The sequence below is a fragment of the Candidatus Pelagibacter bacterium nBUS_30 genome, from assembly GCF_051201245.1.
In the GTDB taxonomy this organism is placed as follows: Bacteria; Pseudomonadota; Alphaproteobacteria; order Pelagibacterales; family Pelagibacteraceae; genus Pelagibacter.
This window is the reverse complement of sequence record NZ_CP172842.1, coordinates 1,218,544-1,243,779: the sequence shown is the minus strand read 5'-3', so window position 1 is coordinate 1,243,779 and position 25,236 is coordinate 1,218,544. Positions and strand designations below refer to the sequence as shown.

Annotated in this window: 38 protein-coding genes; 26 read left to right on the top strand and 12 right to left on the bottom strand. The window is 28.5% G+C overall.

All coding sequences use genetic code 11. The features are described from left to right. Positions 1-7: 7 nt before the first annotated feature. Together ACIJYE_RS06775 and tsaD are read right to left on the bottom strand one after the other, a co-directional pair. Positions 8-421 carry an EVE domain-containing protein gene (locus ACIJYE_RS06775; protein ID WP_435090179.1) on the bottom strand — a complete coding sequence of 138 codons (414 nt, stop codon included), beginning with the start codon at positions 419-421 and terminating at the stop codon, positions 8-10. Next, entirely contained in the window at positions 421-1,494 is a 1,074-nt protein-coding gene (gene tsaD, locus ACIJYE_RS06770; protein WP_435090178.1) for a tRNA (adenosine(37)-N6)-threonylcarbamoyltransferase complex transferase subunit TsaD, read from the bottom strand. Before tsaD ends, ACIJYE_RS06775 begins: the two co-directional genes overlap by 1 nt. Positions 1,495-1,550: 56 nt before the next feature. On the opposite strand from tsaD, the gene hemC reads away from it, so the two are divergent. From hemC to ACIJYE_RS06715, 11 genes are all read left to right on the top strand, one after another. Beyond that, positions 1,551-2,468: a hydroxymethylbilane synthase gene (hemC, locus tag ACIJYE_RS06765; protein ID WP_435090176.1), complete on the top strand. Its 918-nt coding sequence runs from the start codon at positions 1,551-1,553 to the stop codon at positions 2,466-2,468. Between the two features lies 1 nt (position 2,469). Continuing rightward, positions 2,470-3,168 (top strand): uroporphyrinogen-III synthase, encoded by a 699-nt coding sequence (locus tag ACIJYE_RS06760; protein WP_435090174.1) that lies wholly within the window; start codon positions 2,470-2,472, stop codon positions 3,166-3,168. A gap of 2 nt (positions 3,169-3,170) precedes the next feature. Then, positions 3,171-4,256: a mechanosensitive ion channel family protein gene (locus ACIJYE_RS06755; protein ID WP_435090172.1), complete on the top strand. Its 1,086-nt coding sequence runs from the start codon at positions 3,171-3,173 to the stop codon at positions 4,254-4,256. Continuing rightward, complete coding sequence (locus ACIJYE_RS06750; RefSeq protein ID WP_435090170.1) at positions 4,253-4,543, top strand: YggT family protein; 291 nt, start codon at positions 4,253-4,255, stop codon at positions 4,541-4,543. Before ACIJYE_RS06755 ends, ACIJYE_RS06750 begins: the two co-directional genes overlap by 4 nt. Before the next feature lie 9 nt (positions 4,544-4,552). Next, positions 4,553-5,398, top strand: a complete 846-nt coding sequence (gene folD, locus ACIJYE_RS06745; protein WP_435090168.1) for a bifunctional methylenetetrahydrofolate dehydrogenase/methenyltetrahydrofolate cyclohydrolase FolD — start codon at positions 4,553-4,555, stop codon at positions 5,396-5,398. A gap of 73 nt (positions 5,399-5,471) precedes the next feature. Further along, entirely contained in the window at positions 5,472-5,675 is a 204-nt protein-coding gene (locus ACIJYE_RS06740; RefSeq protein ID WP_271560744.1) for a hypothetical protein, read from the top strand. A gap of 3 nt (positions 5,676-5,678) precedes the next feature. Then, on the top strand, positions 5,679-5,939 hold the full coding sequence (locus ACIJYE_RS06735) for an SHOCT domain-containing protein (RefSeq protein WP_435090166.1): 261 nt from the start codon (positions 5,679-5,681) through the stop codon (positions 5,937-5,939). A gap of 9 nt (positions 5,940-5,948) precedes the next feature. After that, on the top strand, positions 5,949-6,827 hold the full coding sequence (locus tag ACIJYE_RS06730) for an alpha/beta hydrolase (protein WP_435090164.1): 879 nt from the start codon (positions 5,949-5,951) through the stop codon (positions 6,825-6,827). A gap of 68 nt (positions 6,828-6,895) precedes the next feature. Beyond that, a complete protein-coding gene (locus ACIJYE_RS06725; protein WP_435090162.1) occupies positions 6,896-7,750 on the top strand; it encodes a heparin lyase I family protein in 855 nt (284 codons plus the stop codon). A 164-nt stretch (positions 7,751-7,914) separates the two neighbouring features. Continuing rightward, positions 7,915-8,130, top strand: coding sequence for a hypothetical protein (locus ACIJYE_RS06720; RefSeq protein ID WP_435090160.1), 216 nt, complete (start codon positions 7,915-7,917; stop codon positions 8,128-8,130). A gap of 93 nt (positions 8,131-8,223) precedes the next feature. Further along, a complete protein-coding gene (locus ACIJYE_RS06715) occupies positions 8,224-8,457 on the top strand; it encodes a hypothetical protein (protein ID WP_435090158.1) in 234 nt (77 codons plus the stop codon). On the opposite strand, the gene ACIJYE_RS06710 is transcribed toward ACIJYE_RS06715, so the two are convergent. Beyond that, positions 8,449-9,159 carry an SDR family NAD(P)-dependent oxidoreductase gene (locus ACIJYE_RS06710; RefSeq protein WP_435090156.1) on the bottom strand — a complete coding sequence of 237 codons (711 nt, stop codon included), beginning with the start codon at positions 9,157-9,159 and terminating at the stop codon, positions 8,449-8,451. The genes ACIJYE_RS06715 and ACIJYE_RS06710 overlap by 9 nt on opposite strands. Positions 9,160-9,186: 27 nt before the next feature. Here ACIJYE_RS06710 and ACIJYE_RS06705 point away from each other — a divergent pair, with 27 nt between their 5' ends. The 7 genes from ACIJYE_RS06705 to ACIJYE_RS06675 are packed head-to-tail and all read left to right on the top strand — an operon-like array spanning position 9,187 to position 13,419. Beyond that, positions 9,187-10,677, top strand: a complete 1,491-nt coding sequence (locus ACIJYE_RS06705) for a cryptochrome/photolyase family protein (protein WP_435090154.1) — start codon at positions 9,187-9,189, stop codon at positions 10,675-10,677. Continuing rightward, entirely contained in the window at positions 10,677-11,006 is a 330-nt protein-coding gene (locus tag ACIJYE_RS06700; protein WP_435090152.1) for a hypothetical protein, read from the top strand. Before ACIJYE_RS06705 ends, ACIJYE_RS06700 begins: the two co-directional genes overlap by 1 nt. 1 nt (position 11,007) lies before the next feature. Beyond that, complete coding sequence (locus tag ACIJYE_RS06695; protein WP_435085832.1) at positions 11,008-11,136, top strand: DUF2256 domain-containing protein; 129 nt, start codon at positions 11,008-11,010, stop codon at positions 11,134-11,136. A 6-nt stretch (positions 11,137-11,142) separates the two neighbouring features. Further along, positions 11,143-11,862: a type 1 glutamine amidotransferase gene (locus ACIJYE_RS06690; RefSeq protein ID WP_435090150.1), complete on the top strand. Its 720-nt coding sequence runs from the start codon at positions 11,143-11,145 to the stop codon at positions 11,860-11,862. After that, positions 11,859-12,530, top strand: coding sequence for a GNAT family N-acetyltransferase (locus tag ACIJYE_RS06685; RefSeq protein ID WP_435090148.1), 672 nt, complete (start codon positions 11,859-11,861; stop codon positions 12,528-12,530). Before ACIJYE_RS06690 ends, ACIJYE_RS06685 begins: the two co-directional genes overlap by 4 nt. 18 nt (positions 12,531-12,548) lie before the next feature. Continuing rightward, complete coding sequence (locus ACIJYE_RS06680; protein ID WP_271496840.1) at positions 12,549-12,770, top strand: hypothetical protein; 222 nt, start codon at positions 12,549-12,551, stop codon at positions 12,768-12,770. Positions 12,771-12,810: 40 nt separating this feature from the next. Then, positions 12,811-13,419: a MarC family protein gene (locus ACIJYE_RS06675; protein WP_435090146.1), complete on the top strand. Its 609-nt coding sequence runs from the start codon at positions 12,811-12,813 to the stop codon at positions 13,417-13,419. Here the strand turns inward: ACIJYE_RS06675 and ACIJYE_RS06670 are convergent. From ACIJYE_RS06670 to ACIJYE_RS06640, 7 genes are read right to left on the bottom strand one after another with little or no spacing between them, the layout of a single operon-like run. Beyond that, entirely contained in the window at positions 13,416-14,558 is a 1,143-nt protein-coding gene (locus ACIJYE_RS06670) for an FAD-binding domain-containing protein (protein ID WP_435090145.1), read from the bottom strand. The genes ACIJYE_RS06675 and ACIJYE_RS06670 overlap by 4 nt on opposite strands. Before the next feature lie 6 nt (positions 14,559-14,564). Continuing rightward, a complete protein-coding gene (locus ACIJYE_RS06665; RefSeq protein ID WP_028036046.1) occupies positions 14,565-14,945 on the bottom strand; it encodes a phosphate-starvation-inducible PsiE family protein in 381 nt (126 codons plus the stop codon). Then, on the bottom strand, positions 14,945-15,403 hold the full coding sequence (locus ACIJYE_RS06660) for a UbiA family prenyltransferase (RefSeq protein ID WP_435090144.1): 459 nt from the start codon (positions 15,401-15,403) through the stop codon (positions 14,945-14,947). Before ACIJYE_RS06660 ends, ACIJYE_RS06665 begins: the two co-directional genes overlap by 1 nt. Positions 15,404-15,457: 54 nt before the next feature. Next, positions 15,458-16,075 carry a DsbA family oxidoreductase gene (locus tag ACIJYE_RS06655; RefSeq protein WP_435090142.1) on the bottom strand — a complete coding sequence of 206 codons (618 nt, stop codon included), beginning with the start codon at positions 16,073-16,075 and terminating at the stop codon, positions 15,458-15,460. A gap of 4 nt (positions 16,076-16,079) precedes the next feature. Then, complete coding sequence (locus ACIJYE_RS06650) at positions 16,080-17,267, bottom strand: argininosuccinate synthase (RefSeq protein ID WP_435090141.1); 1,188 nt, start codon at positions 17,265-17,267, stop codon at positions 16,080-16,082. A gap of 4 nt (positions 17,268-17,271) precedes the next feature. Next, positions 17,272-17,784, bottom strand: a complete 513-nt coding sequence (locus tag ACIJYE_RS06645) for an invasion associated locus B family protein (RefSeq protein ID WP_435090139.1) — start codon at positions 17,782-17,784, stop codon at positions 17,272-17,274. Then, entirely contained in the window at positions 17,775-18,812 is a 1,038-nt protein-coding gene (locus ACIJYE_RS06640) for an NADP(H)-dependent aldo-keto reductase (RefSeq protein WP_435090138.1), read from the bottom strand. Before ACIJYE_RS06640 ends, ACIJYE_RS06645 begins: the two co-directional genes overlap by 10 nt. A gap of 83 nt (positions 18,813-18,895) precedes the next feature. On the opposite strand from ACIJYE_RS06640, the gene ACIJYE_RS06635 reads away from it, so the two are divergent. Next, complete coding sequence (locus tag ACIJYE_RS06635; RefSeq protein WP_435090137.1) at positions 18,896-19,657, top strand: Bax inhibitor-1/YccA family protein; 762 nt, start codon at positions 18,896-18,898, stop codon at positions 19,655-19,657. A 2-nt stretch (positions 19,658-19,659) separates the two neighbouring features. On the opposite strand, the gene ACIJYE_RS06630 is transcribed toward ACIJYE_RS06635, so the two are convergent. After that, complete coding sequence (locus ACIJYE_RS06630) at positions 19,660-20,004, bottom strand: DUF2794 domain-containing protein (RefSeq protein WP_435090136.1); 345 nt, start codon at positions 20,002-20,004, stop codon at positions 19,660-19,662. After that, positions 19,997-20,548 carry a septation protein A gene (locus ACIJYE_RS06625; RefSeq protein ID WP_435090135.1) on the bottom strand — a complete coding sequence of 184 codons (552 nt, stop codon included), beginning with the start codon at positions 20,546-20,548 and terminating at the stop codon, positions 19,997-19,999. Before ACIJYE_RS06625 ends, ACIJYE_RS06630 begins: the two co-directional genes overlap by 8 nt. 87 nt (positions 20,549-20,635) lie before the next feature. Here ACIJYE_RS06625 and hspQ point away from each other — a divergent pair, with 87 nt between their 5' ends. The 7 genes from hspQ to ACIJYE_RS06590 all read left to right on the top strand — a co-directional run bounded on the left by hspQ (position 20,636) and on the right by ACIJYE_RS06590 (position 25,234). Then, positions 20,636-20,956 carry a heat shock protein HspQ gene (gene hspQ, locus ACIJYE_RS06620; RefSeq protein WP_271524506.1) on the top strand — a complete coding sequence of 107 codons (321 nt, stop codon included), beginning with the start codon at positions 20,636-20,638 and terminating at the stop codon, positions 20,954-20,956. 170 nt (positions 20,957-21,126) lie between these two features. Continuing rightward, entirely contained in the window at positions 21,127-21,834 is a 708-nt protein-coding gene (gene ccmC / locus ACIJYE_RS06615; protein WP_435090134.1) for a heme ABC transporter permease CcmC, read from the top strand. Further along, a complete protein-coding gene (locus tag ACIJYE_RS06610) occupies positions 21,831-22,058 on the top strand; it encodes a heme exporter protein CcmD (protein ID WP_435090133.1) in 228 nt (75 codons plus the stop codon). Before ccmC ends, ACIJYE_RS06610 begins: the two co-directional genes overlap by 4 nt. A 10-nt stretch (positions 22,059-22,068) precedes the next feature. Next, a complete protein-coding gene (gene ccmE / locus ACIJYE_RS06605) occupies positions 22,069-22,488 on the top strand; it encodes a cytochrome c maturation protein CcmE (protein WP_435090131.1) in 420 nt (139 codons plus the stop codon). Position 22,489: 1 nt separating this feature from the next. After that, positions 22,490-24,367 carry a heme lyase CcmF/NrfE family subunit gene (locus ACIJYE_RS06600; RefSeq protein ID WP_435090129.1) on the top strand — a complete coding sequence of 626 codons (1,878 nt, stop codon included), beginning with the start codon at positions 22,490-22,492 and terminating at the stop codon, positions 24,365-24,367. Next, on the top strand, positions 24,357-24,875 hold the full coding sequence (locus ACIJYE_RS06595) for a DsbE family thiol:disulfide interchange protein (protein WP_435090128.1): 519 nt from the start codon (positions 24,357-24,359) through the stop codon (positions 24,873-24,875). Before ACIJYE_RS06600 ends, ACIJYE_RS06595 begins: the two co-directional genes overlap by 11 nt. Further along, positions 24,872-25,234 carry a cytochrome c-type biogenesis protein gene (locus tag ACIJYE_RS06590; protein WP_435090126.1) on the top strand — a complete coding sequence of 121 codons (363 nt, stop codon included), beginning with the start codon at positions 24,872-24,874 and terminating at the stop codon, positions 25,232-25,234. Before ACIJYE_RS06595 ends, ACIJYE_RS06590 begins: the two co-directional genes overlap by 4 nt. Positions 25,235-25,236: the final 2 nt, after the last annotated feature.

Below are 25,236 nucleotides of genomic sequence, written 5' to 3'. Positions count from 1 at the left end.
TTTATATCTAAACTTTACTCATGTTATTTATAATTTTCCAGCTTTTATAGTCAACTGGCATGACAGATAGTCTGCTTTGTTTTATTAATGCTAAATGGCTTAATTGCTTATCTTTTTTGATTTCTTCAAGAGTGACTGGCTTTAACAACTTATTTTTAAATTTAACTGTAACAGCAACGAACCGGCCACTTTGGTCCGTTTTATCTAAATAGAACTCTTTTATTACCTCAACTATACCAACAATTTCTTTTCCTATATTTGAATGATAAAAAAAACAAAGATCACCTTTTTTCATATTCTTTAAGTTTTTTGCTGCCTGATAATTTCTAACACCATCCCATGGAGCTCCCTTGCTACCAGCTTTTTTTTGCTGATCAATTGACCAAACATCAGGTTCTGACTTCATTAACCAATGTTGCATTATAATTGTACTCCTGCACCTTTAAGAAAAGCAGCGTTTTCATCCAATGGCCATCTTGGTTTTGCTGGATAATCTAAATTATTAAATTGTTTTAACTTAAATTTTTCTAAACCGACCATGGCAATCATGGCAGCGTTATCACCACACAATTCTATTGGAGGAAATATACTTTTATAATTTTCTTCATTACACAAATTTGTTAACATAGATCTAATATTCTTATTAGCAGCAACACCTCCTGCGACCACAAATATTTTTTCTTTTAGTTCATTTTGTTTTTCAAATTCTCCAAATGCTATTTTAGTTTTTTTATATAATATTTCCTCAACTGTTTTTTGAAATGATGCTGCAAGATCAAATTTTTCTTGTTCTGTTTTAATATTTTTTGCTATTCTTAAAATTGCAGTTTTAAGTCCTGCAAAAGATAAGTTACATCCACCTTTATTAAAAATTGGTTTAGGTAAATTGTATTTTTTTGGATCACCTTTTTTTGCAAGAACTTCAATTTGTGGTCCACCAGGGAATTCAATTCCAAGAAGTTTTGCTGTTTTATCAAAAGCTTCACCTAAAGCATCATCAATTGTTGTACCTAATCTTTTATATTTACCTAGTCCCTGAACATTTAAAAATTGTGAATGCCCACCTGAAATTAACAAAAGCAAATAAGGATAGTTTAAAGATGAATTAAGTTTTGGGCTTAATGCATGACCTTCTAAATGGTTTACAGCTATGAACGGTTTATTTAATGCTAAAGAAAAAGCTTTACCAAAACTTAAACCTACTGATAAACAAACTATTAAACCAGGACCAGCTGTAGAAGCAACGGCATCAATCTCCTCAATTTTTCTGCCACTATCATCTATAGCTTTTTGAACAATCCAGTCTATTTTCTCCATATGAGCACGAGCTGCAAGTTCAGGCACTACACCTCCAAATTCTTTATGCACTTCAACTTGACTCGAAATAATATTAGATAAAATTATTGGGTTTCCTTGTTGATTTTCAGTAATTATGGATGCTGCAGTCTCATCACAACTAGATTCTATTCCAAGAATTAGGGGTTTTTTACTCATTCAAATAGTTTTTATTAATTGTACAATCTCAATACAAGTAAGAAATAAAATTATTTATGAGTAAAAAAATTATTATTGGATCTAGAGGTAGCAAGTTAGCATTAATTTATGCTCAAAATGCTAAAGATAAGATTATTCAAAATACAGAGTTAGATGATGAAGATGTTATAATCAAAGAAATTACAACAAAAGGAGATCAGGTTCAAAATATAAGATTATCAGAAGTAGGTGGCAAAGGTTTGTTTTCAACAAATATAGAAAAAGAACTCCAGGATAAAAAAATTGATATAGCTGTCCATGCCTTAAAGGATATGCCAGCAATTGAAACTGATGATTTAATAACAGATACGTTTTTAGAAAGAAATGATCCTAGAGAAATTTTAATTACAAAAAATAAAAAAAAACTTAATGAATTAAAAAATAATGCAATAATTGGAACCTCATCTTATCGAAGAGAATTTCAAATTAAAAAGATTAGATCAGATCTTAATTGCAAGCTTATAAGAGGAAATGTCGATACAAGAATTGAAAAATTAAATGATGGTCTGTATGATGCAATAATATTGTCTTACGCTGGAATAAAATCTTTATCAATAGAAGATAAAATTACAGAAGTTTTTTCAACTCAAGAAATAATACCAAGTGCAGGACAAGGAATTATTTCACTTCAATGTCGAAAGGATGATGACGAAATTATTTCTGTTTTAGATAAAATTAATGACCAAGAAACGTCCATAAGAGCTCATACAGAGAGAAATGTTCTCAAAGTTCTAGAAGGTGACTGCGAAACAGCTGTGGGAGCTCATGCCATTATAGAAGGTGATGAAATTATTTTAGAAGCTGAGCTTTTTTCTTTAGATGGTAGTAAGAGATTTTACGAAAAAAAATTTTCAAAAATTGAAAATGCAAAAACACTTGGTAAAGAGGTAGGACAGATATTAAAAATTAAATCAAATAATTCTTATAAAAGATAATATGCATATTTTACTAACTAGACCACTAGAAGATTGTTCTGAAATGATTATAAAATTTCAATCTTTGGGACATCAAGTTTCTCATCTTCCGTTATTAATTATAGAAAAGATAAACTACGAACAGATAAATTTTTCAGATTTTAAAGGCATTATTTTTACAAGTGCAAACGCTGTAAAATTTTTAGATTTGAAAAATATTGATAAAAATCTTTTATGTTTTTGTGTGGGAAGTGCTACTGAAAAAAAAGCTAGAAGTGTTGGTTTTCAAAATGTAATTTCAGCAGAAGGCAATGTTGAAAATTTAAAAGAGTTAGTTTTACAAAATTTTAATCAAAAAGATGGCAATTTAATTTATGTAAGTGGTGAAACAGTTTCTGTTGATCTTGATCAACAACTATTAAAAGAGGGGTATAATATTAAAAGGGTTATTAATTATCGAACTATTCATAACCAAAATTTCGATGATAGATTTGTGAACGAATTAAAGCTCAAAATGCCTGATATGGTTTATATTTACTCTCAAAATAGTGCTTTAAGTTTTCTTAATTTTATCAAAATACATCAATCTGAAAGTCTTTGGATGAATACAAACGTAATGTGCATTGGTGAAAAAACCTCATCAATATTGAATGAAATTAAGTGGAAAAAGATATTTCTTTTTAATCCTGGAGAAGAAGAATTTTTGTTATATAAAATTTAGCTATGGAAATAATAAATAATTTTTCTGATGTATTTTTATCAGTTTGGAAAAAGGGAATTCTAGGAGTTGATATTTTTCAAATATTAATTGGTATTGGAATATTCTTTATTTTTTTAGTTTTTAGAGGCTTAATTAGTAAGCTGATAATCAAAAAATTAGAAATAATTTCAAAAAGAACAACCAATAAACTTGATGATACTTTCGTTCACGCCTTGGAAGGACCTGCAAGATTTTTACCAATTGTGCTTGGTTTTTTTATTGCAAGTTACTATATGACTTTTTCAAGTGAGGGCCGAGAGGTTGTGGATACTATTAATAGAACTTTAATTACTATTTTGATATTTTGGGTTATTCATCAAATTATTGAACCAATTTCTTATATTTTAAGTGGACTGGATAAACTTTTAACTAGAGAGTTAATTGGATGGATAATTAAGTCTCTTAAAATTTTAATTTTTATTTTAGGACTTGCTGCAGTACTTGAGTTGTGGGGAATAAAAATTGGTCCAATTATTGCAGGACTTGGATTATTTGGTGTAGCTGTTGCATTGGGGGCACAGGATTTATTTAAAAACTTAATTTCAGGAATTTTAGTTTTAGTTGAGAAAAGATTTAAAATAGGAGATTGGATTTTAGTTGATGGTATTATTGAGGGTATAGTAGAAAAAATTGGATTTAGATCAACAGTTATAAGAAAATTTGATAAGTCTTTAGCCATAATTCCCAATTTTCAGTTTGCTGAAAATGCAGTTATAAATATTAGTGAAACTACTAACTGGAGAATAGATTGGGCGATAACACTTCAATATGACACTACAGTTGATCAGTTAAAAAAAGTTAGAGATGAAATAGAAAGTCATATTAATGAAAATAATGATTTTGATAAGTCAGTAGGTGTTGTCGTGGGAGTTGAAAAATTTTCTGACAGTTCAATTGATATGAGGGTTAGATGTTTTACTTCTTCTAATAGCTTTAAAACATGGCTTGAGGTTAAAGAGAAATTAGCAATTAAAATTAAACAAATTGTGGAAAAAAATAATGCAGCTTTTGCTTTTCCAAGCCAATCGATTTATATCGAGAAAAAATGATAGCAATTTTTTATCTAGTTTTACAAATTTTAAAACTCTACTCTTACGTTGTAATAGCTAACGTTATAATAAGTTGGTTGATTGCTTTTAATGTTCTAAATACTCAAAATAGATTTGTTTATTCTATTTTAGAATTAACTCATCGTTTAACAGACCCAATTTTGTATAAAATTAGACGTTTTTTGCCAAACTTAGGCTCTTTAGATATCTCACCAATAATTCTTCTACTATTGATTTGGTTTATCGAAATGTGTATGAAACTGTACATTGCACCAATGATTTTTTAAGGAAGTAAAATGATTTTAATAGATGGAAAAAAAGCAGCTGCAGAACTTAGAGAGGAACTAAAGCAAGAAGTAGCTGAGTTGAAGAATAAATATAATAAAGTCCCAGGTTTAACAGTTATTCTAATTGGAGATATGGCTCCAAGTCAAATTTATGTTCGTAATAAAGAAAAATCAGCTAATGAAGTTGGCTTAAAATCTGAGGTAATTAGATACCCGGATACAGTTGAAGAAAAAACTGTCTTAGAAAAAATTGAAGAATTAAATAAAGATGAAACTATTTCTGGAATTTTAGTTCAGCTTCCACTTCCAAAACACATTGATAAGCAAAAAGTAATTGAAACAATCACACCCTCTAAAGATGTTGATGGTTTTCATCCAATGAATGTTGGAAATTTATCTTCAGGATATGAAAGCTCGGTACCTTGTACTCCATTGGGATGTTATTTGATGATCAAAAAAATTGAACCAAATTTAAGTGGAAAAAAAGCAGTTATGATTGGTAGATCAAATTTAAATGGTAAACCAATGGCGCAATTACTTTTAAAAGAAAATTGCACTGTAACTATAACTCATTCTAAAACTAAAGATTTAAAAGCAGAATGTTTAGAAGCAGATATTATTGTAGCAGCTGTCGGTATTCCAGAGCTTGTAAAAGCAGACTGGGTTAAAAAAGATGCAATTGTAATTGATGTTGGAATTAATAAAACTGAAAATGGATTAGTTGGTGATGTTGCATTTGATGAAGTTTCAAAAGTTGCTAAAGCTTTAACTCCTGTCCCGGGTGGGGTTGGGCCAATGACTATTGCCTGTTTATTAAAAAATACTGTTGATTGTTTTAAAAGATCTCAAAATTAGAAATCACTGATTTAGATAATTTGACCCACAATTAATACTTTATCTTATCAATTATTTTTTGATAAGGTTGAGCATGAAGAAACCACCATATCCTTATAGAATTGGCCTAATAATGATTTTGTTAACCGCCGTTCCAATTGGTGCAACACAGTTAGGATGGTATTTTTATGGAAAACAAGTAGGATTTGATTTTGGAATGATAGCAGGAACTTTTTCTGTTATATTGGCAGGGTATTTAATGTACCAAAAAGGATGGCGAGATGAGGATGAAGATTAATTTATGGAAAAAATAATATTTTTTGGATTAGCACTACCTATACTTGGTTTTGTTTTTTATTTAGGAGGCACGGCAATCATGAAGGGCTTTAAGGCTAAAGTTGATAACGCACCTCAAGAACCAGAGGAAATTGATACTATAAATCTGTCATCTAATAATGACCAGTTAAGTAATGAAATTACAAAACTCAATCAATTACGTCAAAGTGGAGTACTTACTGAAGAAGAATTTGAAAAAGCAAAAGATAAAATATTAAACAACTAAATTTTTATTATGTTTGAAGGGTTTAAAAAAAAACTTATCAAAGTAAATAGAGGAAAAATTTTTTGCAGATTTAAGGGTGATGGACCACCATTGCTTTTGCTTCATGGATATCCTCAAACCCATATCATGTGGCATAAAATTGCCCCGGAATTAAGCAAATATTTCACAGTAGTAGTTGCAGATCTAAGAGGATATGGAAATAGTTTAGTTTTACCTGGTGGCAAAAACCACATTAATTATTCAAAAAGAGAAATGGCTAAAGACATGATTCAGCTAATGAATAAATTAAACTTTAAAAAATTTTTTCTTGCAGGCCACGATCGTGGTGGAAGAGTTGCCCATAGAATGGCTAGAGATTTTAGAAAAAAAATTTTAGCTTTAAGTGTTTTAGATATTTGTCCAACACTAGACATGTATGAAAGTACTGATAGAAAATTTGCAAAAGCATACTTTCATTGGTTTTTTTTAATCCAACCATCTTGGTTGCCGGAAAAAATGATAATGAGCGATCCAAGAAAATGGATGAAAAGTTGTTTGCATAAATGGTCAGGAGAACATAAGTTTGGTAGAGCAGAAGAAGCTTATCTTAGATCATTTAAACAAAAAAAAAGAATTCATGCTTCATGTGAAGATTATAGGGCGTCAGATACAATAGACTTAGAACACGACAAAAAAGATAAAAATAAAAAACTTAATATTCCAATTCAAGTTTTGTGGGGAAAAAGTGGAGTTATAGGTAAACAATTTAATTCAATAAAAATTTGGCAAAAATATTCTAATAAAAAAATTATTGGAAAAGCTATAGAGTCAGGACATTTTATTCCTGAACAGAATCCTCAACAGGTAATTTATCAACTAAAAAATTTTTTTCTTAATCAAAAAAACTAAATTTTAATTATTTTTTCTATTTATTAATTGTGCTGGTTCAAACAACAGCATATGTTTAATAAATCAAGATGAAAAAATTATTAATCTTTTTTCTGTTAATACCAACTTTAGCTTTATCAGGAATATTTAAAGATGAAGAAGGAAAATTTGGTTTGAAAACCAAGAAAAGCGGATTTGAGTTTCATAAAAACTTTATGGATCATAAGGATCATAATTTTCAATACATTAAAGATGAAATAAAAGCACGTGCTGGAATATATTTTCAGCGATTTGAACTGAGAGATGGTGATTGCTTTAGAGATGATTTTTGGAGTGATTGTGACACTGATAGAGAAAGAGTTGAGTTTTCAACAGAACCAAGACAGGCTCCAAAAGGAAAACAGTGCTATGGATATAGTTTAATGTTATCTAAAAATTTTTTTGATGTAGCTCCAGCCAAAACTACTTTAGGCCAAGTTCATCAAATTGGTGGTCCAACAGGTACAGCATCAGGCGGCCTAGCTTCTTTTCCACCCTTGATTCAAATTGATGCACATAAAGGATATTTATTTTTTAATTGGCACGAACTTAGTGGTTCAGCAACAGACGTTATTGATAAATCAATATTTACTACATTAAAGCCATTGAGAAAAATGAAAGAAGTTTGGACAGATATTTCTTTTTGTTTAGATTTTAAAAATAAAAGAATAGATGCATGGGTTGATGGTATTAAGAAAGTGGAAATCTTAAAATCTCCAATTTTTTTTAAACCAGAAGAAATATATTTTAAACATGGTATATATCGTAATTTAATTAGTAAGTATAAAGAGCTCAAAAATCGCAAAATGCGAACTCAAGTTGTTTTTTATGATGAAATTAGAAGAGGTCATTCAATAGAAGAAGTGGATATAAATATTAATCCAAAACTAAAACCTGTTGATTAAAACTTAGTTTTTAAAAAATGAGCTTATTAGCTCAAAATGAACAAATTAATCTCAAAAAACTAGTAAAATGGGGATTGTAAATGCTATCAAGTTAGCTCAATTTGATTAGAGTTTCATTACTATCGTCATTGATTCGATAGTTAACTTAAAAAAGGGAGCAAAAAATGAAAGCACTACAAGGATTAGCAGGAACAATATCTAGTTTAACTAATATTGTTATTTCTTTGCTTGGTTTAGCCATCGTGGTTTCTCTACTAGGTGGAAATGTGCCATTTGTAGGTGGAGTAGCAGACAATATAGTTGGTTTAGTTCAAGGTTTAGGTGATGCAGGTATAGTTGGGTTAGTAGCAGCTATTGTCATTTTAAACTTATATAAATAGTTGAAGTTAACAACTTCCTCTTTAGTTAATAATGAAATAAAAATCCCTAATCTCTCTTTTTTTAGATTAGGGATTTTTTGAAAGGAAATTATGATGAATTGGATTTCTAAAATTACTAGTTACCTAAATAAATTTATTGAATTAGGAGTTCTTTTACTTGGTGTATCTGTAATTGCAGAAATATTATTTGGACCCAATGTTGCTTTTTTTGGTTCTCAAGTAACAACAAATTTAATCAATTTATTAAATAGTTTAGGTGAACAAGGTATAGCTGCTTTAATAATTGTATTTGCAGTTATAATTGTTTTTAGAAAATATTTAAGATAATTTAGATCTACCACCATCAACTGCAATTATTTGTCCAGTTACCCAAGAGCTATCTTCTGTAATTAAAAATTTAGCAAGAGATGCAGAGTCTTTTCCTTCACCTAATCTTTTAAGTGGATGAGCTTTTGCAATACCTTCGGCAATTGTTGTGTTCTTTAACATGGGTTCTGCAATTTTTGATTTTGTTAAACTTGGAGCAACGCAGTTAACTCTTATATTGGGAGCAAATTCTGCTGCAAGTGAAACAGTCAGACCTTCAACTGCTGCTTTAGCTGAAGCGATTATAGCATGATTAGTAAAACCTCTTTGAGCTGCAACTGTAGAAAATAAAACTATAGAACCTTTGTTCTTTTTTAAACTTTCTTGATATCCTTTAATGGCTTCTACCGCAGAATAGAGATTTAATTTCATGCACTTATTAAAATCTTGTTCTGTGACCATTCTAAGGGGTTTAAGATCAATCGAGCCAATACAATACGCAATACCTTTTATTTCAGCAAGATCTACTTTAACTTTTCCAATGAAGTCATCTTCCAAAACATCAGCAACTGTATATGTGCATCCTAATTTTTCTGCAATGGCACTTACTTCACTTTCATTTCTTGCAACTAAGTGAATATCGTTTCCAGAATTTTTTAACTGTTCAGCTAGACTTGAACCAATAGAACCTGTCGCACCAAAGATTAGATATTTTTCTGACATAAATTTATTAATTAGTTATATTTAGTTATGAAATTATTTTTTATACTTGGTAATCAATTATTTCCATTAAAATACCTAGACCGCTTCAAAAAGGACCATCTGTTTTTTATGGCAGAAGATAATGGATTATGCACTTATGAAAAACACCATAAGCAAAAAATCTTGCTATTCTTATCTTCTATGCGCTCTTATGCAGATAATTTAAAAAAGAATAAATATAAACTAGATTATTTTAAAATCGAAGATAAAGATTTTAAAGATGATTATTTCAAGAAGTTAAAAAAAATAATAACTAAAAATAAGATAACTGAAATTTCAAGTTTTGAAGTAGAAGATAAATTTTTTGAGAAAAAAATTTCACAATTTTTAAATAAAGAAAAAATCAATTGGAATATTGTTCAAACTCCTATGTTTTTAAATTCAAGAGACGAATTTAAAAATTATTTAGGAAAATCAAAAAAACCCTTCATGGCAACATTCTATAAAGAAGTTAGAAGAAAATCAGGAATATTAATGGGTGCAGACGGCAATCCAATCGGTGGAAAGTGGAGTTTTGATGAAGATAACAGAAATAAATTACCTAAAGATATTTTAATTCCAAAATTTCCAAAGATTAATGAAACCTATCATACAAAAAAATTAAAACCAATTATTGAAAAACTATTTAAAGACCATCTTGGAAGTACTGATAATTTTTGGTTAGCAACTGAATATGATGATGTAATTAAACTTTTAAATTTTTTTATAAAAGAAAAATCAAATTTATTTGGTGACTATGAAGATGCAGTTAATCAAAAAGACAATATATTATTTCATAGTGCATTAAGTCCGTATATTAACTTGGGTTTAATAACACCAGAATTCATCATTCAAAAAGTTTTAGACTTTCATAAAAAAAATAAAATACGAATGAACTCATTAGAAGGTTATATCCGACAGGTAATTGGTTGGAGAGAGTTTATGAGAGGAATTTATCAAAATTACTCTGATGAAATGGAGTCAGGAAATTTTTTCAAGCAAAATAGGAAAATGAAAAAATCTTGGTACGAAGGAACCACAGGTCTGCCACCATTAGATTATGCTATTAAAAATGCTGTTGATCATGGATGGTCTCATCACATTGAAAGATTGATGATTCTTTCAAATATAATGAACCTTTGCGAAGTAAAACCAACTTATGTTTATAAATGGTTTATGGAAATGTTTGTTGACTCATCTGACTGGGTGATGGTTCCAAATGTTTATGGTATGGGTTTATTTAGTGATGGAGGGATTTTTGCAACCAAACCATACATTTGTGGGTCTGCTTATTTCATGAAAATGATGGATTTTAAAAAAGGGGAGTGGTGCAATACGATGGATGGTCTTTATTGGAGGTTTATAGATAGAAATAGAAAATTTTTTTTAAAGAACCCAAGACTGTCGATGATGGTTAGAATTTTTGATAAAATGAAAGATGAAAGAAAAAAAATGATTTTATCTGAAGCAGACAAATTCATAAAATTAAATACTGTATAATGTATATTTCAATAACAGGTATTAAAGTAAGAGGTTTTTTTGGAATGTTAAAATTCTTAAGGTATACAATACCAAGTTTTGCTGCAGCAAGAAAAGCAAATGGAAATTTGTTTTGTGACTCAAAAAAGGTAAATAAATATCATCACACTCTAACAGCCTGGGAGAATAAGAGTAAAATGACAGATTATTTAAGGGGTAAACACCATGCTTTGGCAATGAAGAATTTTAGATTTATTGGTACAGGTTCTGTTCATGGATATGAGGATAATGTTATACCAAGTTGGGAAGAAGCAATAAAAAAATGGAAAGAAAATTTTAAAGAAATTTAAATTGAAAAAAGAAAATCTACCCTCAAAAATATGTCCTGTTTGTAAAAGACCTTTTGTATGGCGTAAAAAATGGAAGCTAAATTGGGATAGAGTAAAATATTGCTCTAAGAAGTGCTCTAAGCTAAGCTAAACCCTAGTGAATATAATTGTTTTACAACATATTAAAATAGAGGACCCAGGCTACATTAAAGACTTAATGTTGGCTGATGGAGTTAAATTAACCACAATCGAGCTAGATGAAGGTGAGAAAATTCCAAATGACCTTAGTAAATTTGATGGAATGTTTTGTATGGGTGGTCCAATGGATACTTTTATGGAGCAAGAATACCCATGGTTAATTGAAGAAAAAAAAACAATTAAAGAATTTGTTATTAATTTAAAAAAACCTTATTTAGGTTTTTGTCTTGGTTGTCAGTTATTAGGTGAAGTAGTGGGTGGCAAGGTGGTTAAATCAAATCCTGCAGAAATTGGAATTATGGATATCAATTTTACCAAAGAAAAAGATAAGGACAATCTTTTTTCAAAATTTCCAGAACAGATTAAAAGTTTGCAATGGCACTCATATGAGGTTCAGGGAATAGAAAAGAATAAAGATGTAACCTTATTGGCATCATCGCCCATAACAAAATATCAAATTTTTAAATACCAAAATCATGCATATGGAATTCAATTTCATATTGAAATTAAGGATACCACAGTTAATGAATGGGGATGTGTGCCTGAGTATAAAACAGCCCTTGAAGAACAATTAGGGGATGGCGCCTTAGAAAAATTTGATGAAGTTGCAAAAGATAATATGCCTGATATGAATAATTATTCTAAGATTCTTTATGATAATTTTAAAAAGATGTTATGATCAAATTAAAACTAGGCCCTAAAGTAAAATTTAAAAAAGCAAAGTTACCAGAAAAAAAAAAATTAGTTGGTAATTATACAATTCTTGAACCTTTAAACATTAGCAAACATTCAAAAGATTTATACTTACAATATTCAAATGACAAAAAGAATATAATTTGGACATACTTGCCTTACGGTCCATTTAAAACTTATTTAAGTTTTAGAAATTGGCTTAAATCATTTTGTCTAAACAAGGATCCTTTTTTTTATGCAATTTACTCTAAGAGACATAAGAAATATTGTGGAATGGCTAGTTATTTAAGAATTGAACCAGTTCACGGTTCAATTGAAGTTGGACACATAAATTATTCACTACTTTTACAGAATTCAGTTGAGGGAACTGAAACGATGTATTTAATGATGAAAAATGCTTTCGAGATTTTAGGTAATAGAAGATATGAGTGGAAATGTAATAATTTAAATTCAGCCTCTAAAAAAGCAGCTTTTAGACTAGGTTTTAGATTTGAGGGAGTATTTAGACAGATGTTTGTTTTTAAAGGTAGAAGTAGAGACTCAGCTTGGTTTTCGATTTTAGATAAAGAGTGGCTTAAAAACAAAAAAAGATTTTTAAATTATTTAAAAAAAATAAATTTTGATAAGAATTTTAAACAAATAAAAAAATTATAATACGTATTAATCACCAAAATGAACAATAAATTTTTTGAATGGGCAGGTGTGATTACTGCTATTTTATATTCCTTGTTTGTTGCATTAAATATTGGAATAGAATTTTTTGGTTTCTGCTTATTGCTTTTATCAGCGATATTGATTGGAATTTGGGCCTATAGAGGAGGCCATAAAGGAATACTTTTGTTGCAATTTTTTTATGCAACAGCTGGTATTATTGGAATGATACGTTGGTTTTAATTTAAATTGTAATAATATTTTAAAGAGATAAATAAACCAGATGTCTGAAATTTTTATTCAAACTTTTTTCTTGTATTTTATCGTTATTGATCCATTGGGGAATACTCCATTGTTTTTGAGTATCACTCAGCATATGGAGACAAAACAAAAAATTAAAGTAGCAGTTAGCGCAACTATAATAGCAACTATCATATTGTTATTTTTTGCGTTACTTGGAAGCTCACTTTTAAGCTATTTAGATATTTCTTACCCAGCTTTTACAATAGGGGGTGGAATTATTTTATTGATAATTGCAATTGAAATGTTGTTTGATAAGCGTCAACAAAGAAAAGGAGAAGATATAGATCTTAATTCTGATAATGTTAGTATTTTTCCATTAGCAACACCTATTATTGCTGGTCCTGCAGCTATTACCTCAGTAATTGTTTCTGTTTCAGATATTGGAACTAATTTTACAAATCAAACAGTAGGAATGTTTTCCTTGGTAATTGTTTTATTTTTAACTTTTATAATTTTTTTTATAGCTTCAAAATTTTCTAAATTAATAAATAAAAAGATAATTGGTGTTATCTCAAGAGTGGTAGCTATTATTCTCGTTGGATTAAGTGTGCAGTATATTTTAGATGGTATTAAAACCTTTTTAGCTTAATTAAAATTAGCAATTATTTTTGGAATATAATTTTTAAAATTAAAAAAACCTTTATTGCAATATTGCCAAGAAAACTGGTCTAACTTTCTATATAATAATTTGATATTTTTTAAATTATTGTTCTGAATAAAATCAAAATTTTCACCAACAGTAGGATAAAGACCATAAACATTTTCAGCAATATTCTTTAAATCACTAATGTTAATAATCTCGCAATTAATTGATTTTTCCTCTAACCTTGTTTTTTGATCTTTTAAAAGTTCAGCTTTAAATTTCAATACTTTTTCACTTAATTTAATGGCTCTATTTGTATTATTTAAGACTAACAAAATTTTTTTAAATTTATGCTCTTTAAAATCAGAAGATTCAAAAGTCATATTATTTTCAAATATTAATAAAGTTTGATCCTCTAAAATTTCTGAATTTAAAAAATCTTTTTTATTTACGGGATAAGTTTTATCACTGAATATTGGTGTGGCATTTTCATTAAGCTTTATGTTTTTAAATCTATTATTAGTAAATTTATTTATATTCCATTCACTTGCTAGATAATGTTTACCTTGAGTTTGAACCCCAGCTACCCACCTCCAACCAAGTGTATTCGATGCAGCATCACCATCATAAAGATGTTGCATAAAAAATTCTGCACCAAGCTGCCACGGTAATTCTAGTGTAAATATCCAAATACTAGCAAACCACATTCTGGTATGGTTATGGAGGTAGTTGTTTTCTTTAAGTTCAACTACCCATTGATTGAAGCAGTCTATGTTTGTTTTTCCCTCAATAGCATCTAAATAATTTTGATTGTTTTTAAATTGATTTCTAACGTTATCTAATTCTATTAAATAATCTGACCAAACATTTGGTCTTAGTTCAAGCCAACCTTTCCAATAAGTTCGCCATAAAACCTCTTGAATAAATTTTTCATTCTTTGCAAATGAAAATTTTTTAAGAGATTTATCAATTACTTCTAATTCATTTATTACTCCGTGCGCTATGTATGGAGATAGACAGGAAATGTTTGATCTATTGCTGGGTCCAAAATCAAAATTTCTTAGCTTTGAATAATCAATTAAATTATTTTCTACAAAATTATTTAATTTATCAACGGCCTTAGCCCTTGAGGGTTCAAACATCATATTAAATTATTTAGATTTTTTTCTTTTTAGACCCAATTTATCACTGTGTCTTAATCTTAGAATTACAATTGCAGCCGCAATAAGAACTATTGCAACAGCCTCATAAACTAATGCTGTTGGGTCCATTTCTTTTCCTTGTAATATTATAAATCTTGCTAGAGCTGTGATGGCAATTAATAGAGGTAGAGTTATACTGATTGACTGTTGATCCCAAAATACTCTAACCATTGCAAGAACTTCTAAATATAGAAACATTAAAAGCAAATCAGCCAATGTTACTGATTGGTTAAGAAACATATTCTTAATTTCCATACCAACAGCAATTACTGTGCTTATCAAAATAATACACATTAATGCTAACTGTAAATTTTTTGCTATTTTTTCCATTATTTATCTTTGCTAAATGGTAGCCATTTTTCAAATACTGATTTAGATGGTCCATCATAAGGAATAGAATATGAACTTGGGTTAGGGCTAGTTAAAACTTCAATCCCTTTTGAAAATATAAAAATAAATACTACTACAAAAACAATCACCATTATTTTTAATGGATCAAAATTTTTTGTTTTAAAAACGCTACTAGATTGTTCTTCAGCTTTGTGAAAATTTTTAAAAGTCATATAGACTGCAAATATTAAACCAATGTGGGCCACATAAAGTCCTGCCCACCCAAAAGCAAAAGTTGTGTAAGAAAAAATGTATAAACTAAAAACTGTAGTCCAAATAAAACTTAAAACTAAAAGGATTTGTAGTCTTACAGTCTTCGGAAGAGACCTAAGATCATTTTTACTATCATCAAACAAGATGTTAGCTGCATCTATCATCCAATTTTTTATTGATTCCATTTAGCAAAAATATAATTTTTAATAATTATAACAAATGTCAAATTGTCCTAAATCCTAGTTTAAATTGGATTTAATGGCGTTTTCTAATTGAATTGAGCTTTGGGCACCAGAAATAAAATCTTTTCCTATCTCAAAAAATGGAACTCCACTAATATTCTTCTCTTTAGCAATTAAAATTTTTGAAGTCACATTTTGAATATTTTTTTCATTAATAAATTCTTTAAAAATATTTTCTGCAATATTGTTTTCCTTAGCAATACCAATTAACACATCCATATCCCCAATATCAAACCCATCAATAAAATAAGACTGATATATTTTTTCTTTAACTTCACTTTGTAAATTAAATTGTTCACTTAAAATAATTAGTAAATGAGAAAGAATAGTGTTTGGAGTTTTTTTTATTTTATCTAATTTTAAATCTATCCCTGACTCGTTTGCTTTCAATTTCATATTTTCATACATGGGTGCTGCATAATCTTTTCCACCAAATTTTATTTCTAAATATTTGTCTCTAAGAATACCTTCGGCTGGCATATCTGGATTTAATTGAAATGGAATATGCCTAATATCAAATTTTATATTTGGAAAATTTTTTAAGGCTTTATTTAGATTTTTATGTCCAATAAAACACCAACCGCAAATGGTGTCTGCAAAAACGTTTATTTTCATTAATCTAAGAACGAAGTTTTTTCTTGTGAAAATTAATAAATCTTTCAACGTTAGATTTATTGAATGTTTTGTTTTCTTCAAATGAAACTTTTTTCATCGAGTAAGCAGAACTTTTTGTTTGTCGAGACTCTATTATTATATTTCCTTTATAAAGTTTTAGTTTTACAGAACCGTTAACTTTATTCTTTTTAAGATCTACAATTTTTTGAAGTTTAAATCTTTCTTTTGAATACCAATAGCCGTTGTAAATCAATTCAGCATATCTTGACATTATTTGGTCTTTCTTATGCATAGTTTCTTTATCTAGCGTTACCGATTCTATTGCTCTATGTGCGTGAATTAATAATGTGCCGCCAGGCGTTTCGTATACTCCTCTAGACTTTATTCCAATAAATCTATTTTCTACTAAATCAACTCTTCCAATTCCATTTTTACCAGCAAGTTGATTGAGTTTTTCTAATAATTTTGCTGGAGAAAGTTTTTTTCCATTAATCCCAAATGGGTCGCCATTTCTAAAATTGATAGTTACGAAACTTGGTTTATTAGGAGCTTTTTCAGGTGAAACTGATCTTTGAAAAATAAATTCTGGTGCTGAATTTTTTGGGTTCTCTAAAACCTTGCCCTCTGTTGATGTATGAAATAAATTATCATCAATTGAAAAAGGTGGAGCTCCTTTTTTATCTTTTGGAATAGCAATACCATATTTTTTTGCATAATTTATAAGATCTGTTCTAGATTTTAATTTCCAAATTCTCCAAGGAGCAATAATTTTTATATTGGGTCCAAAATAATGATATCCTAGTTCAAATCTAACTTGATCATTTCCTTTACCAGTTGCTCCATGCGAAACCGCATAAGCTTTGAATTTTTTAGCAACACGGATTTGATCTTTGGCAATAAGCGGTCTTGCTATTGATGTGCCCAATAAATAAACACCCTCATAGATTGCGTGACCTCTGATCATTGGATAAACATAATCTTTAACAAAAATATCTTTTAAATCTTTGATAATTATATTTTTAACACCAAATTTCTTTGCATTAGTTATAATTTTTTTTCTATCAATTTCTTGACCAACATCTGCTGTGTAACAAATTACTTCAGCATCATAATTTTCTTGTAACCATTTTAAAATAATAGAGGTATCAAGACCCCCAGAATAGGCTAAAACAATTGTCTTTTTTGATTTCATTAAATTAACTACAAGCTTTTTTTACAGTGTTATAAGCTTTGGTAAATCCTAATAGTGAATAGTGGTCAATTGTTTGAGAACCTTTTTGATTATAACCTGTAATCATAATTCTCGATCCTTTTTTCATTTTACTAATCATTCTAAATTCAACCTTAGTATCAGCAATCCAGGCAAAACCCTGTTCTTTAATGTCAAATTTAAATTTGTTTTTTCCTGAAGTAGCAGTTACTGAATTTTTATTATTAAATTCATATCCTCCAGTAACACTTATCTCATTAATTATTTTTTCAGCAGGTCTAAAGGCAACAAATAGTTTTGCGTCTCTTTTATTTGATTTTGGAGCTTGTAATATTGGTGATGATTGAGCAAAGCACACCTTCCCACCGTTCTCATTTATAACCATTGACTGCCAATCTTTATATTTTCCAATATTTTTAATTTCCTCTGCCGATAGTTGGCTTAATAAAATAATAAAAATTATTAGTAGAGTTGGAATAATTTTTTTAATTATGGACATGGGTTAGGGTAAATAGTTTGAATTTCATTAATTTCTTTGATGACATCATCAGATAAATTTATGTTTACACTTTCTATATTAGTTTTCAACTGCTCCATAGTAGTTGCACCAATAATAACAGAAGTAACAAATGGCTGAATTTCTAGAAATTTTAAGGACATCTGAGCTAAATCAAGACCATGTTTCTCTGCAATTTCATAATAGGCATCAACAGCTTTTTCTGTATTAGGTTTTGCATATCTTGTCCAAAAATCAGGATCTCTCTCAATTCTAGAATTTTTAGGTAATTGGTTGTTTCTGTATTTTCCTGACAGATATCCACTTGCTAAAGGTGAATAAGCCAAAAGACCTATTTCATCTCTCACTGATATTTCAGCAAGACCAACTTCATAGGTTCTGTTCAATAGACTATATGGATTTTGAATAGACATCATTCTTGGTAAATTTTTATCTTTTGAGAGTTCCAGGTATTTTGAAACACCCCAAGGAGTTTCATTAGATAAACCAACTTCTCTTATTTTTCCTTCATCAACAAATCTTTTAAGATTTCCAAGAACATCTTCAAATTTATTCCACTCACCATTATCTTTATGTTCGTAACCAAGACGTCCAAACATGTTTGTGTTTCTTTCTGGCCAATGTAATTGATAAAGATCTATGTAATCAGTTTGTAATCTTTTTAAGCTATCATTTACAGCTTGGGTCATCTTATCTATACCATAGTTATTTCCACCACCTCTTAGATATGCTCTCATTGGGCCTGCCACTTTTGAAGCTAAAATTACTTTGTCTCTCTTTTTTGTTTTTTTAAACCAGTTACCAATTATTATTTCTGTATGGCCATATGTTTCTGCTCTTGGAGGGACAGCATATAATTCTGCAGTATCCCAGAAATTTATACCTTGATCTAAAGCATAATCCATTTGTTCAAATCCTTCTTCTTGAGTATTTTGCTCACCCCAAGTCATTGTTCCGAGACAAATTGTACTTACATCAAGATCAGTATTGCCTAGTTTTTTATAATTCATGTCAGTTTTTGATTTTTTCGAATAATTTTAATCTTTTAAGGTATCTTGAATAATTAGTAAAAGACTATTATATATTACTCATTATGGAATTTGATAAAAACGGAATACTAAATAGAGCCAAAGTAGCTCAACAGTCAACAGTTGTTATGGATGAAGGCTTAAGAGCCTACATGCTTAAAGTTTATAACTATATGGCTACAGGAATTTTATTAACTGGAATAGTTGCACTTTTAACATTCAAAATGTCAGTTGTAACAAATGATGCTGGATCAATTACTGGTCTAACACAAATGGGTAGTGCAATTTATATGTCAGGATTAAAGTGGCTAGTAATGTTGGCACCTTTAGGAATTGTTTTTTATATGAGTTTTGGAATTAATAAGATGAGTGCGTCAAAGGCTCAAACAACTTTTTGGGTTTTTGCAGCATTAATGGGTCTATCTCTATCTTCAATACTATTAGTTTATACTGGTATGAGTGTTACCAGAGTATTTTTTATTTGCTCAGCAACATTTGGTGCAATGAGTATTTATGGCTATACAACTAAAAGAGATTTAACGAAATTAGGTTCATTTTTGATGATGGGTTTAATTGGAATTATAATTGCCTCTGTAGTGAATATTTTTATGAAGTCCTCTATGATGTACTTTGTAATCTCAATTCTTGGTGTATTAATTTTTGTAGGTCTAACAGCTTATGACACTCAAAAAATTAAAAATATGTATGCTGTGACCGACACAGGTGAAATTATGGGTAAAAAAGCAGTTATGGGTGCTCTTACTCTTTACCTAGACTTTATAAATTTATTTATAATGTTGTTAAGATTGTTTGGTCAAAGACGATAATTTTATTTCTGTAATTTTTTCCAATTAGTATTATTTAGCAATACTTTCAGATCAAAAGAATTTTTAAGAATCTTACTATTAGTATCTGTAATTAAATACTTTAGGTTTTTATTTTTAGGTTTAAAATTTTTACAAATTTTATATAAAGCATTTTCTGCTGCATTTCTAAAAACACTAAAACTAACTTGTTTGCTTGAAATATTTAAACCATAATCTCTCCAAGATCCTTCAGAAACCATTTTGGCATATAAATCTAAGATTATCTTAAGTTCATCTTTTTCAAAAAATTGTCTTTCCTCTATTTGTTTATGTGGATTATTAACTACTAATTTTAAATTGCTACGCATCAATTTTATATTTATTAATTAAGGGTATCTGAAAGCCAGTAAAAACTATTGTTATTGGTAACATTCCCCATACCTTAAAATTTACCCAAAACTCTTCAGTTTGGGTTCTCCATATACATTCATTTAAAATTGCTAGTCCAAAGAAAAAAAACATCCATCTTTTATTTAATAATTCCCACCCTAAGTCGGTTAAAGGAATTGATTTGCCCATAATTTTTTTGAGAACAGGTTCTTTAGTAAAATATTTTCCAAAAAGTAAAGCTAGTGCAAATAAAATATTTATGATGGTTGGTTTTACATAAATAAATATTGGATCATTAAAATAGATTGTTAATCCGCCAAAAAAAGTAATCAAAACTCCACTAACTAAAGGCATGGTTGGTATTTTTTTTTCAAAAAACCATACAACAACTAGTGCGATTAAAGTTGCAACTATTAGTGGAGGAATAGCAACTGATAGATTTTTATCATTATTATAATAGTAGAAAAAAAATATAGCTAATGGGCCAAAATCAGTAACAAATTTTAAAAAAGATTTATTCACTTTAAAGATATTAACATATTAATCACATCACAAAACAGTATTATTTTAACCATTGATTTTTATTTTTAAATACCCATACTAATAACCATGCCAATACAAAAAGCTAAATTTTCAATAGGTGATATTGTCAAACACAAACACTTTGAGTTTAGAGGTGTGATATATGATGTCGACTTTGAATTTAATAATTCAGAGGAGTGGTATCAGTCAATCCCAAAAAATGTAAGACCAAGAAAAGATCAGCCTTTTTATCATTTGTTAGCTGAAAATGATGAAATTACTTATGAAGCATATGTCTCACAGCAAAACCTTCTTATGGATGATTCAGATGAGCCTATTAAACACCCATTAATTGAAGAGATTTTTTCAGGCAAAAAGGGCTCAAGTTATTTTAAGATGTCTAACTAATATAATCATTATTCAAACACATTTAGCTCAAATCAAGGCCATATAAATTAAGTAAATTTACATATATTCTGATCAAGAGTGTTAAACGTTAATTTCAGATTATTATCTCCCTCTGCATTCTTGATCGGAAATCCTTTTCATAATAAACATTATTAAAAATCCATAATATTATGTTTAAGCTTTTTCAACCTAACAAAATTTTTCAGATAACATCTAAAGCTCCAAAATATGTTTTATTTTTATTTGTCATTGTGCTTTCTGTAGGATTAACAGAAGCGTTAGTATTGTCTCCTGAAGATTATAAACAAAGTGATGCTGTCAGGATTATGTATGTACATGTTCCAGCTGCTTGGATTTCCCTTGGAATTTTTTCATCAATTACTTTTCTTTCTATAAGTGGTTTTATTTTTAAAAATAAAAATTTTTTTTTAATTGCAAAAAGTTTAGCACCTTCGGGTTTTGTTTTTAATATCATTGCTCTAGTTACAGGTTCTATTTGGGGAAAACCAACATGGGGAACTTGGTGGGCTTGGGATGCTCGAATTACCTCAATGTTAATTTTAGCTCTGTTTTATGCAATGTACCTAATTTCTTGGAGAATTTACGAAAATGAAGAAAAGGTTTTTAAGATTAGCACTATTGTTACTATTCTAGGTATTATTAATGTTCCAATTATTAAATATTCCGTTGACTGGTGGAATACCCTTCATCAACCTGCATCAATAAATATCTTGTCTAAAAGTTCAATTCATTCATCAATGCTTTTTCCATTATTGATAATGACTGCGGCATTTGCTCTTTTTTCATTGCTAATTTTCTTAATGAAATATAATACAGAACTGATAAAAATTAAAAATAAAGGCCTAGATAGATTATGATTAATGAAATACTTTTTATGAACGGATACGGTGTTTACGTTTTATCTGCTTTCAGCTTTACTCTTATGAGTTTCACAGCTCTTTATTTAGTTACAAAAATTCAATTTGTTAAAGAGCAAAGTAAATTTGTTGCTAAATTTGGATCTCTTAACACGGAGAAAGCTAATTCTGCAAAATCACAAAGAATCAATAAAGAAATATTAGCTAACGCCGCAAACAATTAACTTTTAAACCATGTATGGTCGCAAAGTTAAATTAAGATTTTTGTTTGTAGTTATAGTTTTATTAATTTTAATTTTATCAGTTTTTTTAGTTCTAAAATCTCTTGAAGAAAATGTAGTATACTTTCAGTCACCATCTGAAATTTACACTTCATCAGAATTAGATAAAAAAAAGATCAGAGTTGGAGGAATGGTAAAAAAAAACTCAATTTCTATAACTGCCAATGAAATAAAATTTATAATTACTGATTTTAAAAATGAAATTAACGTTACTTATGCTGGCGCAGTTCCAAATCTTTTTGAAGAAGAAAAAGGAGTAGTTGCAGAAGGATTTTTAAAAGATAGAAATTATTTTTCTGCTACTAAAATATTAGCAAAACATGATGAAAACTATATGCCGCCAGAAGTAAAAGCTGCAATAGAGGAGAAGTAAATTGCTTTACAGTGTTATTGGATATTATTCATTAATCCTAGGTCTTTGCTTTGGATTAATTTTAATTTTTTTTTCAGTAAAAAATTTTCAAAATTCTAAATTTGATACAAAAATTTTATCATTTACGTTTTTACAATTTTTCTTTGTTGTGATTAGTTTTTTATGTTTGGTTGTATCGTTCATTTTATCGGATTTTAGCAATGAAACAGTCTTTAATAACTCTCACACAACTAAACCACTTTTTTACAAAATAGCAGGTACTTGGGGAAATCATGAAGGAAGTCTTCTGCTTTGGTTATTTGTATTGACATTATTTATATTAATATTTTTAATAAAAAGTAAAAATCAACCAACAAAATATAAAATTTTAACTTTAGTTTTTCAGCAAATTATAATTATTGGTTTTTTTGTTTTCTTAATTAAGACATCTAATCCATTTAATTTTCTTTTTCCAACTCCAGAAGAGGGATTGGGATTAAATCCAATATTACAAGATCCTGCTTTAGCTATTCATCCACCAATTTTGTATCTAGGCTATGTTGGTTCATCAATTATTTTTTCATCAGCGTTAGCTGCAACATCACTAAATTTAATTACAAAAAGTTGGGCAACACATATTAAAAAGTGGATTTTAGTTTCATGGATATTTTTGACTCTTGGAATTTTGTTAGGATCAATCTGGGCTTATTATGAGTTAGGTTGGGGAGGTTTTTGGTTTTGGGATCCAGTTGAAAATGTATCTTTAATGCCATGGTTAGCATTAACCACACTTTTACACTGCATATTGGTTTTAGAAAAAAAACTAATTTTGACGTCTTGGGTAATAATTTTATCAATATCAACATTTACATTAAGTATGTGTGGTACATTTTTAGTGAGATCAGGAATTCTTAACTCAGTCCATACTTTTGCAAATGATCCTGAAAGAGGGTTATTTATATTGGTCTTTTTATTTTCTTTAATTTTTATTTCTTTGTTTATTTTTTTCTTTTTTCATAAAAATAATAAAAACAATCCCACAAGTTTTTTTTGGCTAAGTAAAGAAACCTCAATTATAATTAATAATTGGTTTATGATGTATTTCTTATCAGTAGTATTAATTGGTACAGTATACCCAATATTTCTTGATGTTATATCCTCACAAAAGATATCTGTAGGACCTCCTTTTTATCATAAATTGATTATTCCTTTTTTAATTCCATTTTTATTAGCAATGGCGATTGGGCCTAAATTAAAATGGATTAAGTCTAATTTAGAGAATAAATTATATCTAATAATATTATTGGTAGTTTCAATTATATTTTCTTTTTTAATCGTTAAAAATTTTGAAACAAAATTTCTTATAAATACAATTTTAACTGCAAGTGCTTTTTATTTATTTTTCTTAACTTTAAGAGATTTTTTTATTAAGAGTTATAAAAATATTTCTCAGAATATTGCGCATTTTGGATTCAGTTTACTAATTTTAAGTATTTTATTTAACAACTTATATTCAACAGAAATTATAACTAACCTAAAAGTTGGAGAAACCTTTGATGCTAAAAATACTAAGATTGTCTTTGAAAATATTAGCCAAAAAAAAGAAAAGAATTATCAATCAATCATAGGTAATTTTACTATTGAAAATTCAAAAGGCAAAATAGAAAATTTGTCACCAGAGCTTAGAATATATAATCAACCAAATATTGTGACTAGTGAGGCAGATATAAAAACAACATTAAAATCTGATAAATTTATAGTAATTAACTTAGTTCAAAATCAAGAGTACTTTAATGTGAGGTATCAGGTTAAACCTTTTATGATATGGATTTGGTTGTCAGTGTTACTGATTGCATTTGGAGGTTTGGCAAGTTTATTTAAAAAAGAATATGAAAAATAAATTACTACCAATATTTATAACTCTAATTTTTATAATTATTTTTGTGATTTTTTATAAAGGTTTAAAAAATACAAATATTTACACTCCAGAAAAAAAAATTAACAACAAAATCCCACTATTTTCTGCAGATTTATTTAACTCAAATAAATCAATAAATTCAACTGAATTATTTAGCTCAGATAAATTTTATTTATTGAATATTTGGTCATCATGGTGTGTTCCTTGTAGACAAGAACATCCTTTGTTAATGGATTTAGCAAAAAATAAAAAAATTAAAGTGATTGGTATAAATTATAAAGATAATAAAATTAATGCTCAGAATTTTTTAGATGAACTTGGTAATCCTTATAAAAATATTATTTTTGACAAGGAGGGTGTTAAATCAATTGAGTGGGGAGCCTATGGAGTGCCAGAGTCTTTTCTGATTCAAAATGGTATAATTTTAAGAAAATATATTGGGCCCTTAAATAATGAGTCAATCAAAGAAATTAAATTGCTTATAGAATGAAAATATTAAAATTTTTATTTATTATCTTTTTTATTTTTTCATTTAACAATTTAAAAGCAAATAATGTGAATATTAAAAATGATATTACAAAAAATTTACGATGTTTAATTTGTCAAGGTCAATCTGTTTATGATTTTGACTCTGAATTTGCAAATAGCATAAAAGTTTTAGTAGAAAAAAAATTGAACGAGGGTTTATCTGAAAAACAAATTTATGAATTTTTTAAAGAAAAATATGGGGAATGGATTTTATATGATCCTGGACTTAACAAAAACACTTATATCTTGTGGTTATTACCAATATTGATATTTTTAGTTGGAGGTGCAATAATCAGTAAAAACTTTATAATTAAAAAATAATT

What these genes read in the sequence shown, in the direction of transcription:
- ACIJYE_RS06590 (WP_435090126.1), top strand. Translation starts at nt 24,872, where the DNA reads ATGAAAATATTAAAATTTTTATTTATTATCTTTTTTATTTTTTCATTT.
- ACIJYE_RS06740 (WP_271560744.1), top strand. Translation starts at nt 5,472, where the DNA reads ATGAAGAAACCACCATATCCTTATAGAATTGGCCTAATAATGATTTTG.
- ACIJYE_RS06655 (WP_435090142.1), bottom strand. Translation starts at nt 16,075, where the DNA reads ATGAAAATAAACGTTTTTGCAGACACCATTTGCGGTTGGTGTTTTATT.
- ACIJYE_RS06755 (WP_435090172.1), top strand. Translation starts at nt 3,171, where the DNA reads ATGGAAATAATAAATAATTTTTCTGATGTATTTTTATCAGTTTGGAAA.
- ACIJYE_RS06670 (WP_435090145.1), bottom strand. Translation starts at nt 14,558, where the DNA reads ATGATGTTTGAACCCTCAAGGGCTAAGGCCGTTGATAAATTAAATAAT.
- ACIJYE_RS06720 (WP_435090160.1), top strand. Translation starts at nt 7,915, where the DNA reads ATGAAAGCACTACAAGGATTAGCAGGAACAATATCTAGTTTAACTAAT.
- ACIJYE_RS06750 (WP_435090170.1), top strand. Translation starts at nt 4,253, where the DNA reads ATGATAGCAATTTTTTATCTAGTTTTACAAATTTTAAAACTCTACTCT.
- ccmC (WP_435090134.1), top strand. Translation starts at nt 21,127, where the DNA reads ATGTTTAAGCTTTTTCAACCTAACAAAATTTTTCAGATAACATCTAAA.
- ACIJYE_RS06760 (WP_435090174.1), top strand. Translation starts at nt 2,470, where the DNA reads ATGCATATTTTACTAACTAGACCACTAGAAGATTGTTCTGAAATGATT.
- ACIJYE_RS06715 (WP_435090158.1), top strand. Translation starts at nt 8,224, where the DNA reads ATGAATTGGATTTCTAAAATTACTAGTTACCTAAATAAATTTATTGAA.
- ACIJYE_RS06635 (WP_435090137.1), top strand. Translation starts at nt 18,896, where the DNA reads ATGGAATTTGATAAAAACGGAATACTAAATAGAGCCAAAGTAGCTCAA.
- ACIJYE_RS06665 (WP_028036046.1), bottom strand. Translation starts at nt 14,945, where the DNA reads ATGGAAAAAATAGCAAAAAATTTACAGTTAGCATTAATGTGTATTATT.
- hspQ (WP_271524506.1), top strand. Translation starts at nt 20,636, where the DNA reads ATGCCAATACAAAAAGCTAAATTTTCAATAGGTGATATTGTCAAACAC.
- folD (WP_435090168.1), top strand. Translation starts at nt 4,553, where the DNA reads ATGATTTTAATAGATGGAAAAAAAGCAGCTGCAGAACTTAGAGAGGAA.
- ACIJYE_RS06645 (WP_435090139.1), bottom strand. Translation starts at nt 17,784, where the DNA reads ATGTCCATAATTAAAAAAATTATTCCAACTCTACTAATAATTTTTATT.
- ACIJYE_RS06660 (WP_435090144.1), bottom strand. Translation starts at nt 15,403, where the DNA reads ATGGAATCAATAAAAAATTGGATGATAGATGCAGCTAACATCTTGTTT.
- ACIJYE_RS06725 (WP_435090162.1), top strand. Translation starts at nt 6,896, where the DNA reads ATGAAAAAATTATTAATCTTTTTTCTGTTAATACCAACTTTAGCTTTA.
- ACIJYE_RS06705 (WP_435090154.1), top strand. Translation starts at nt 9,187, where the DNA reads ATGAAATTATTTTTTATACTTGGTAATCAATTATTTCCATTAAAATAC.
- ACIJYE_RS06685 (WP_435090148.1), top strand. Translation starts at nt 11,859, where the DNA reads ATGATCAAATTAAAACTAGGCCCTAAAGTAAAATTTAAAAAAGCAAAG.
- tsaD (WP_435090178.1), bottom strand. Translation starts at nt 1,494, where the DNA reads ATGAGTAAAAAACCCCTAATTCTTGGAATAGAATCTAGTTGTGATGAG.
- ACIJYE_RS06630 (WP_435090136.1), bottom strand. Translation starts at nt 20,004, where the DNA reads ATGCGTAGCAATTTAAAATTAGTAGTTAATAATCCACATAAACAAATA.
- ccmE (WP_435090131.1), top strand. Translation starts at nt 22,069, where the DNA reads ATGTATGGTCGCAAAGTTAAATTAAGATTTTTGTTTGTAGTTATAGTT.
- hemC (WP_435090176.1), top strand. Translation starts at nt 1,551, where the DNA reads ATGAGTAAAAAAATTATTATTGGATCTAGAGGTAGCAAGTTAGCATTA.
- ACIJYE_RS06735 (WP_435090166.1), top strand. Translation starts at nt 5,679, where the DNA reads ATGGAAAAAATAATATTTTTTGGATTAGCACTACCTATACTTGGTTTT.
- ACIJYE_RS06650 (WP_435090141.1), bottom strand. Translation starts at nt 17,267, where the DNA reads ATGAAATCAAAAAAGACAATTGTTTTAGCCTATTCTGGGGGTCTTGAT.
- ACIJYE_RS06610 (WP_435090133.1), top strand. Translation starts at nt 21,831, where the DNA reads ATGATTAATGAAATACTTTTTATGAACGGATACGGTGTTTACGTTTTA.
- ACIJYE_RS06675 (WP_435090146.1), top strand. Translation starts at nt 12,811, where the DNA reads ATGTCTGAAATTTTTATTCAAACTTTTTTCTTGTATTTTATCGTTATT.
- ACIJYE_RS06775 (WP_435090179.1), bottom strand. Translation starts at nt 421, where the DNA reads ATGCAACATTGGTTAATGAAGTCAGAACCTGATGTTTGGTCAATTGAT.
- ACIJYE_RS06680 (WP_271496840.1), top strand. Translation starts at nt 12,549, where the DNA reads ATGAACAATAAATTTTTTGAATGGGCAGGTGTGATTACTGCTATTTTA.
- ACIJYE_RS06640 (WP_435090138.1), bottom strand. Translation starts at nt 18,812, where the DNA reads ATGAATTATAAAAAACTAGGCAATACTGATCTTGATGTAAGTACAATT.
- ACIJYE_RS06595 (WP_435090128.1), top strand. Translation starts at nt 24,357, where the DNA reads ATGAAAAATAAATTACTACCAATATTTATAACTCTAATTTTTATAATT.
- ACIJYE_RS06710 (WP_435090156.1), bottom strand. Translation starts at nt 9,159, where the DNA reads ATGTCAGAAAAATATCTAATCTTTGGTGCGACAGGTTCTATTGGTTCA.
- ACIJYE_RS06700 (WP_435090152.1), top strand. Translation starts at nt 10,677, where the DNA reads ATGTATATTTCAATAACAGGTATTAAAGTAAGAGGTTTTTTTGGAATG.
- ACIJYE_RS06730 (WP_435090164.1), top strand. Translation starts at nt 5,949, where the DNA reads ATGTTTGAAGGGTTTAAAAAAAAACTTATCAAAGTAAATAGAGGAAAA.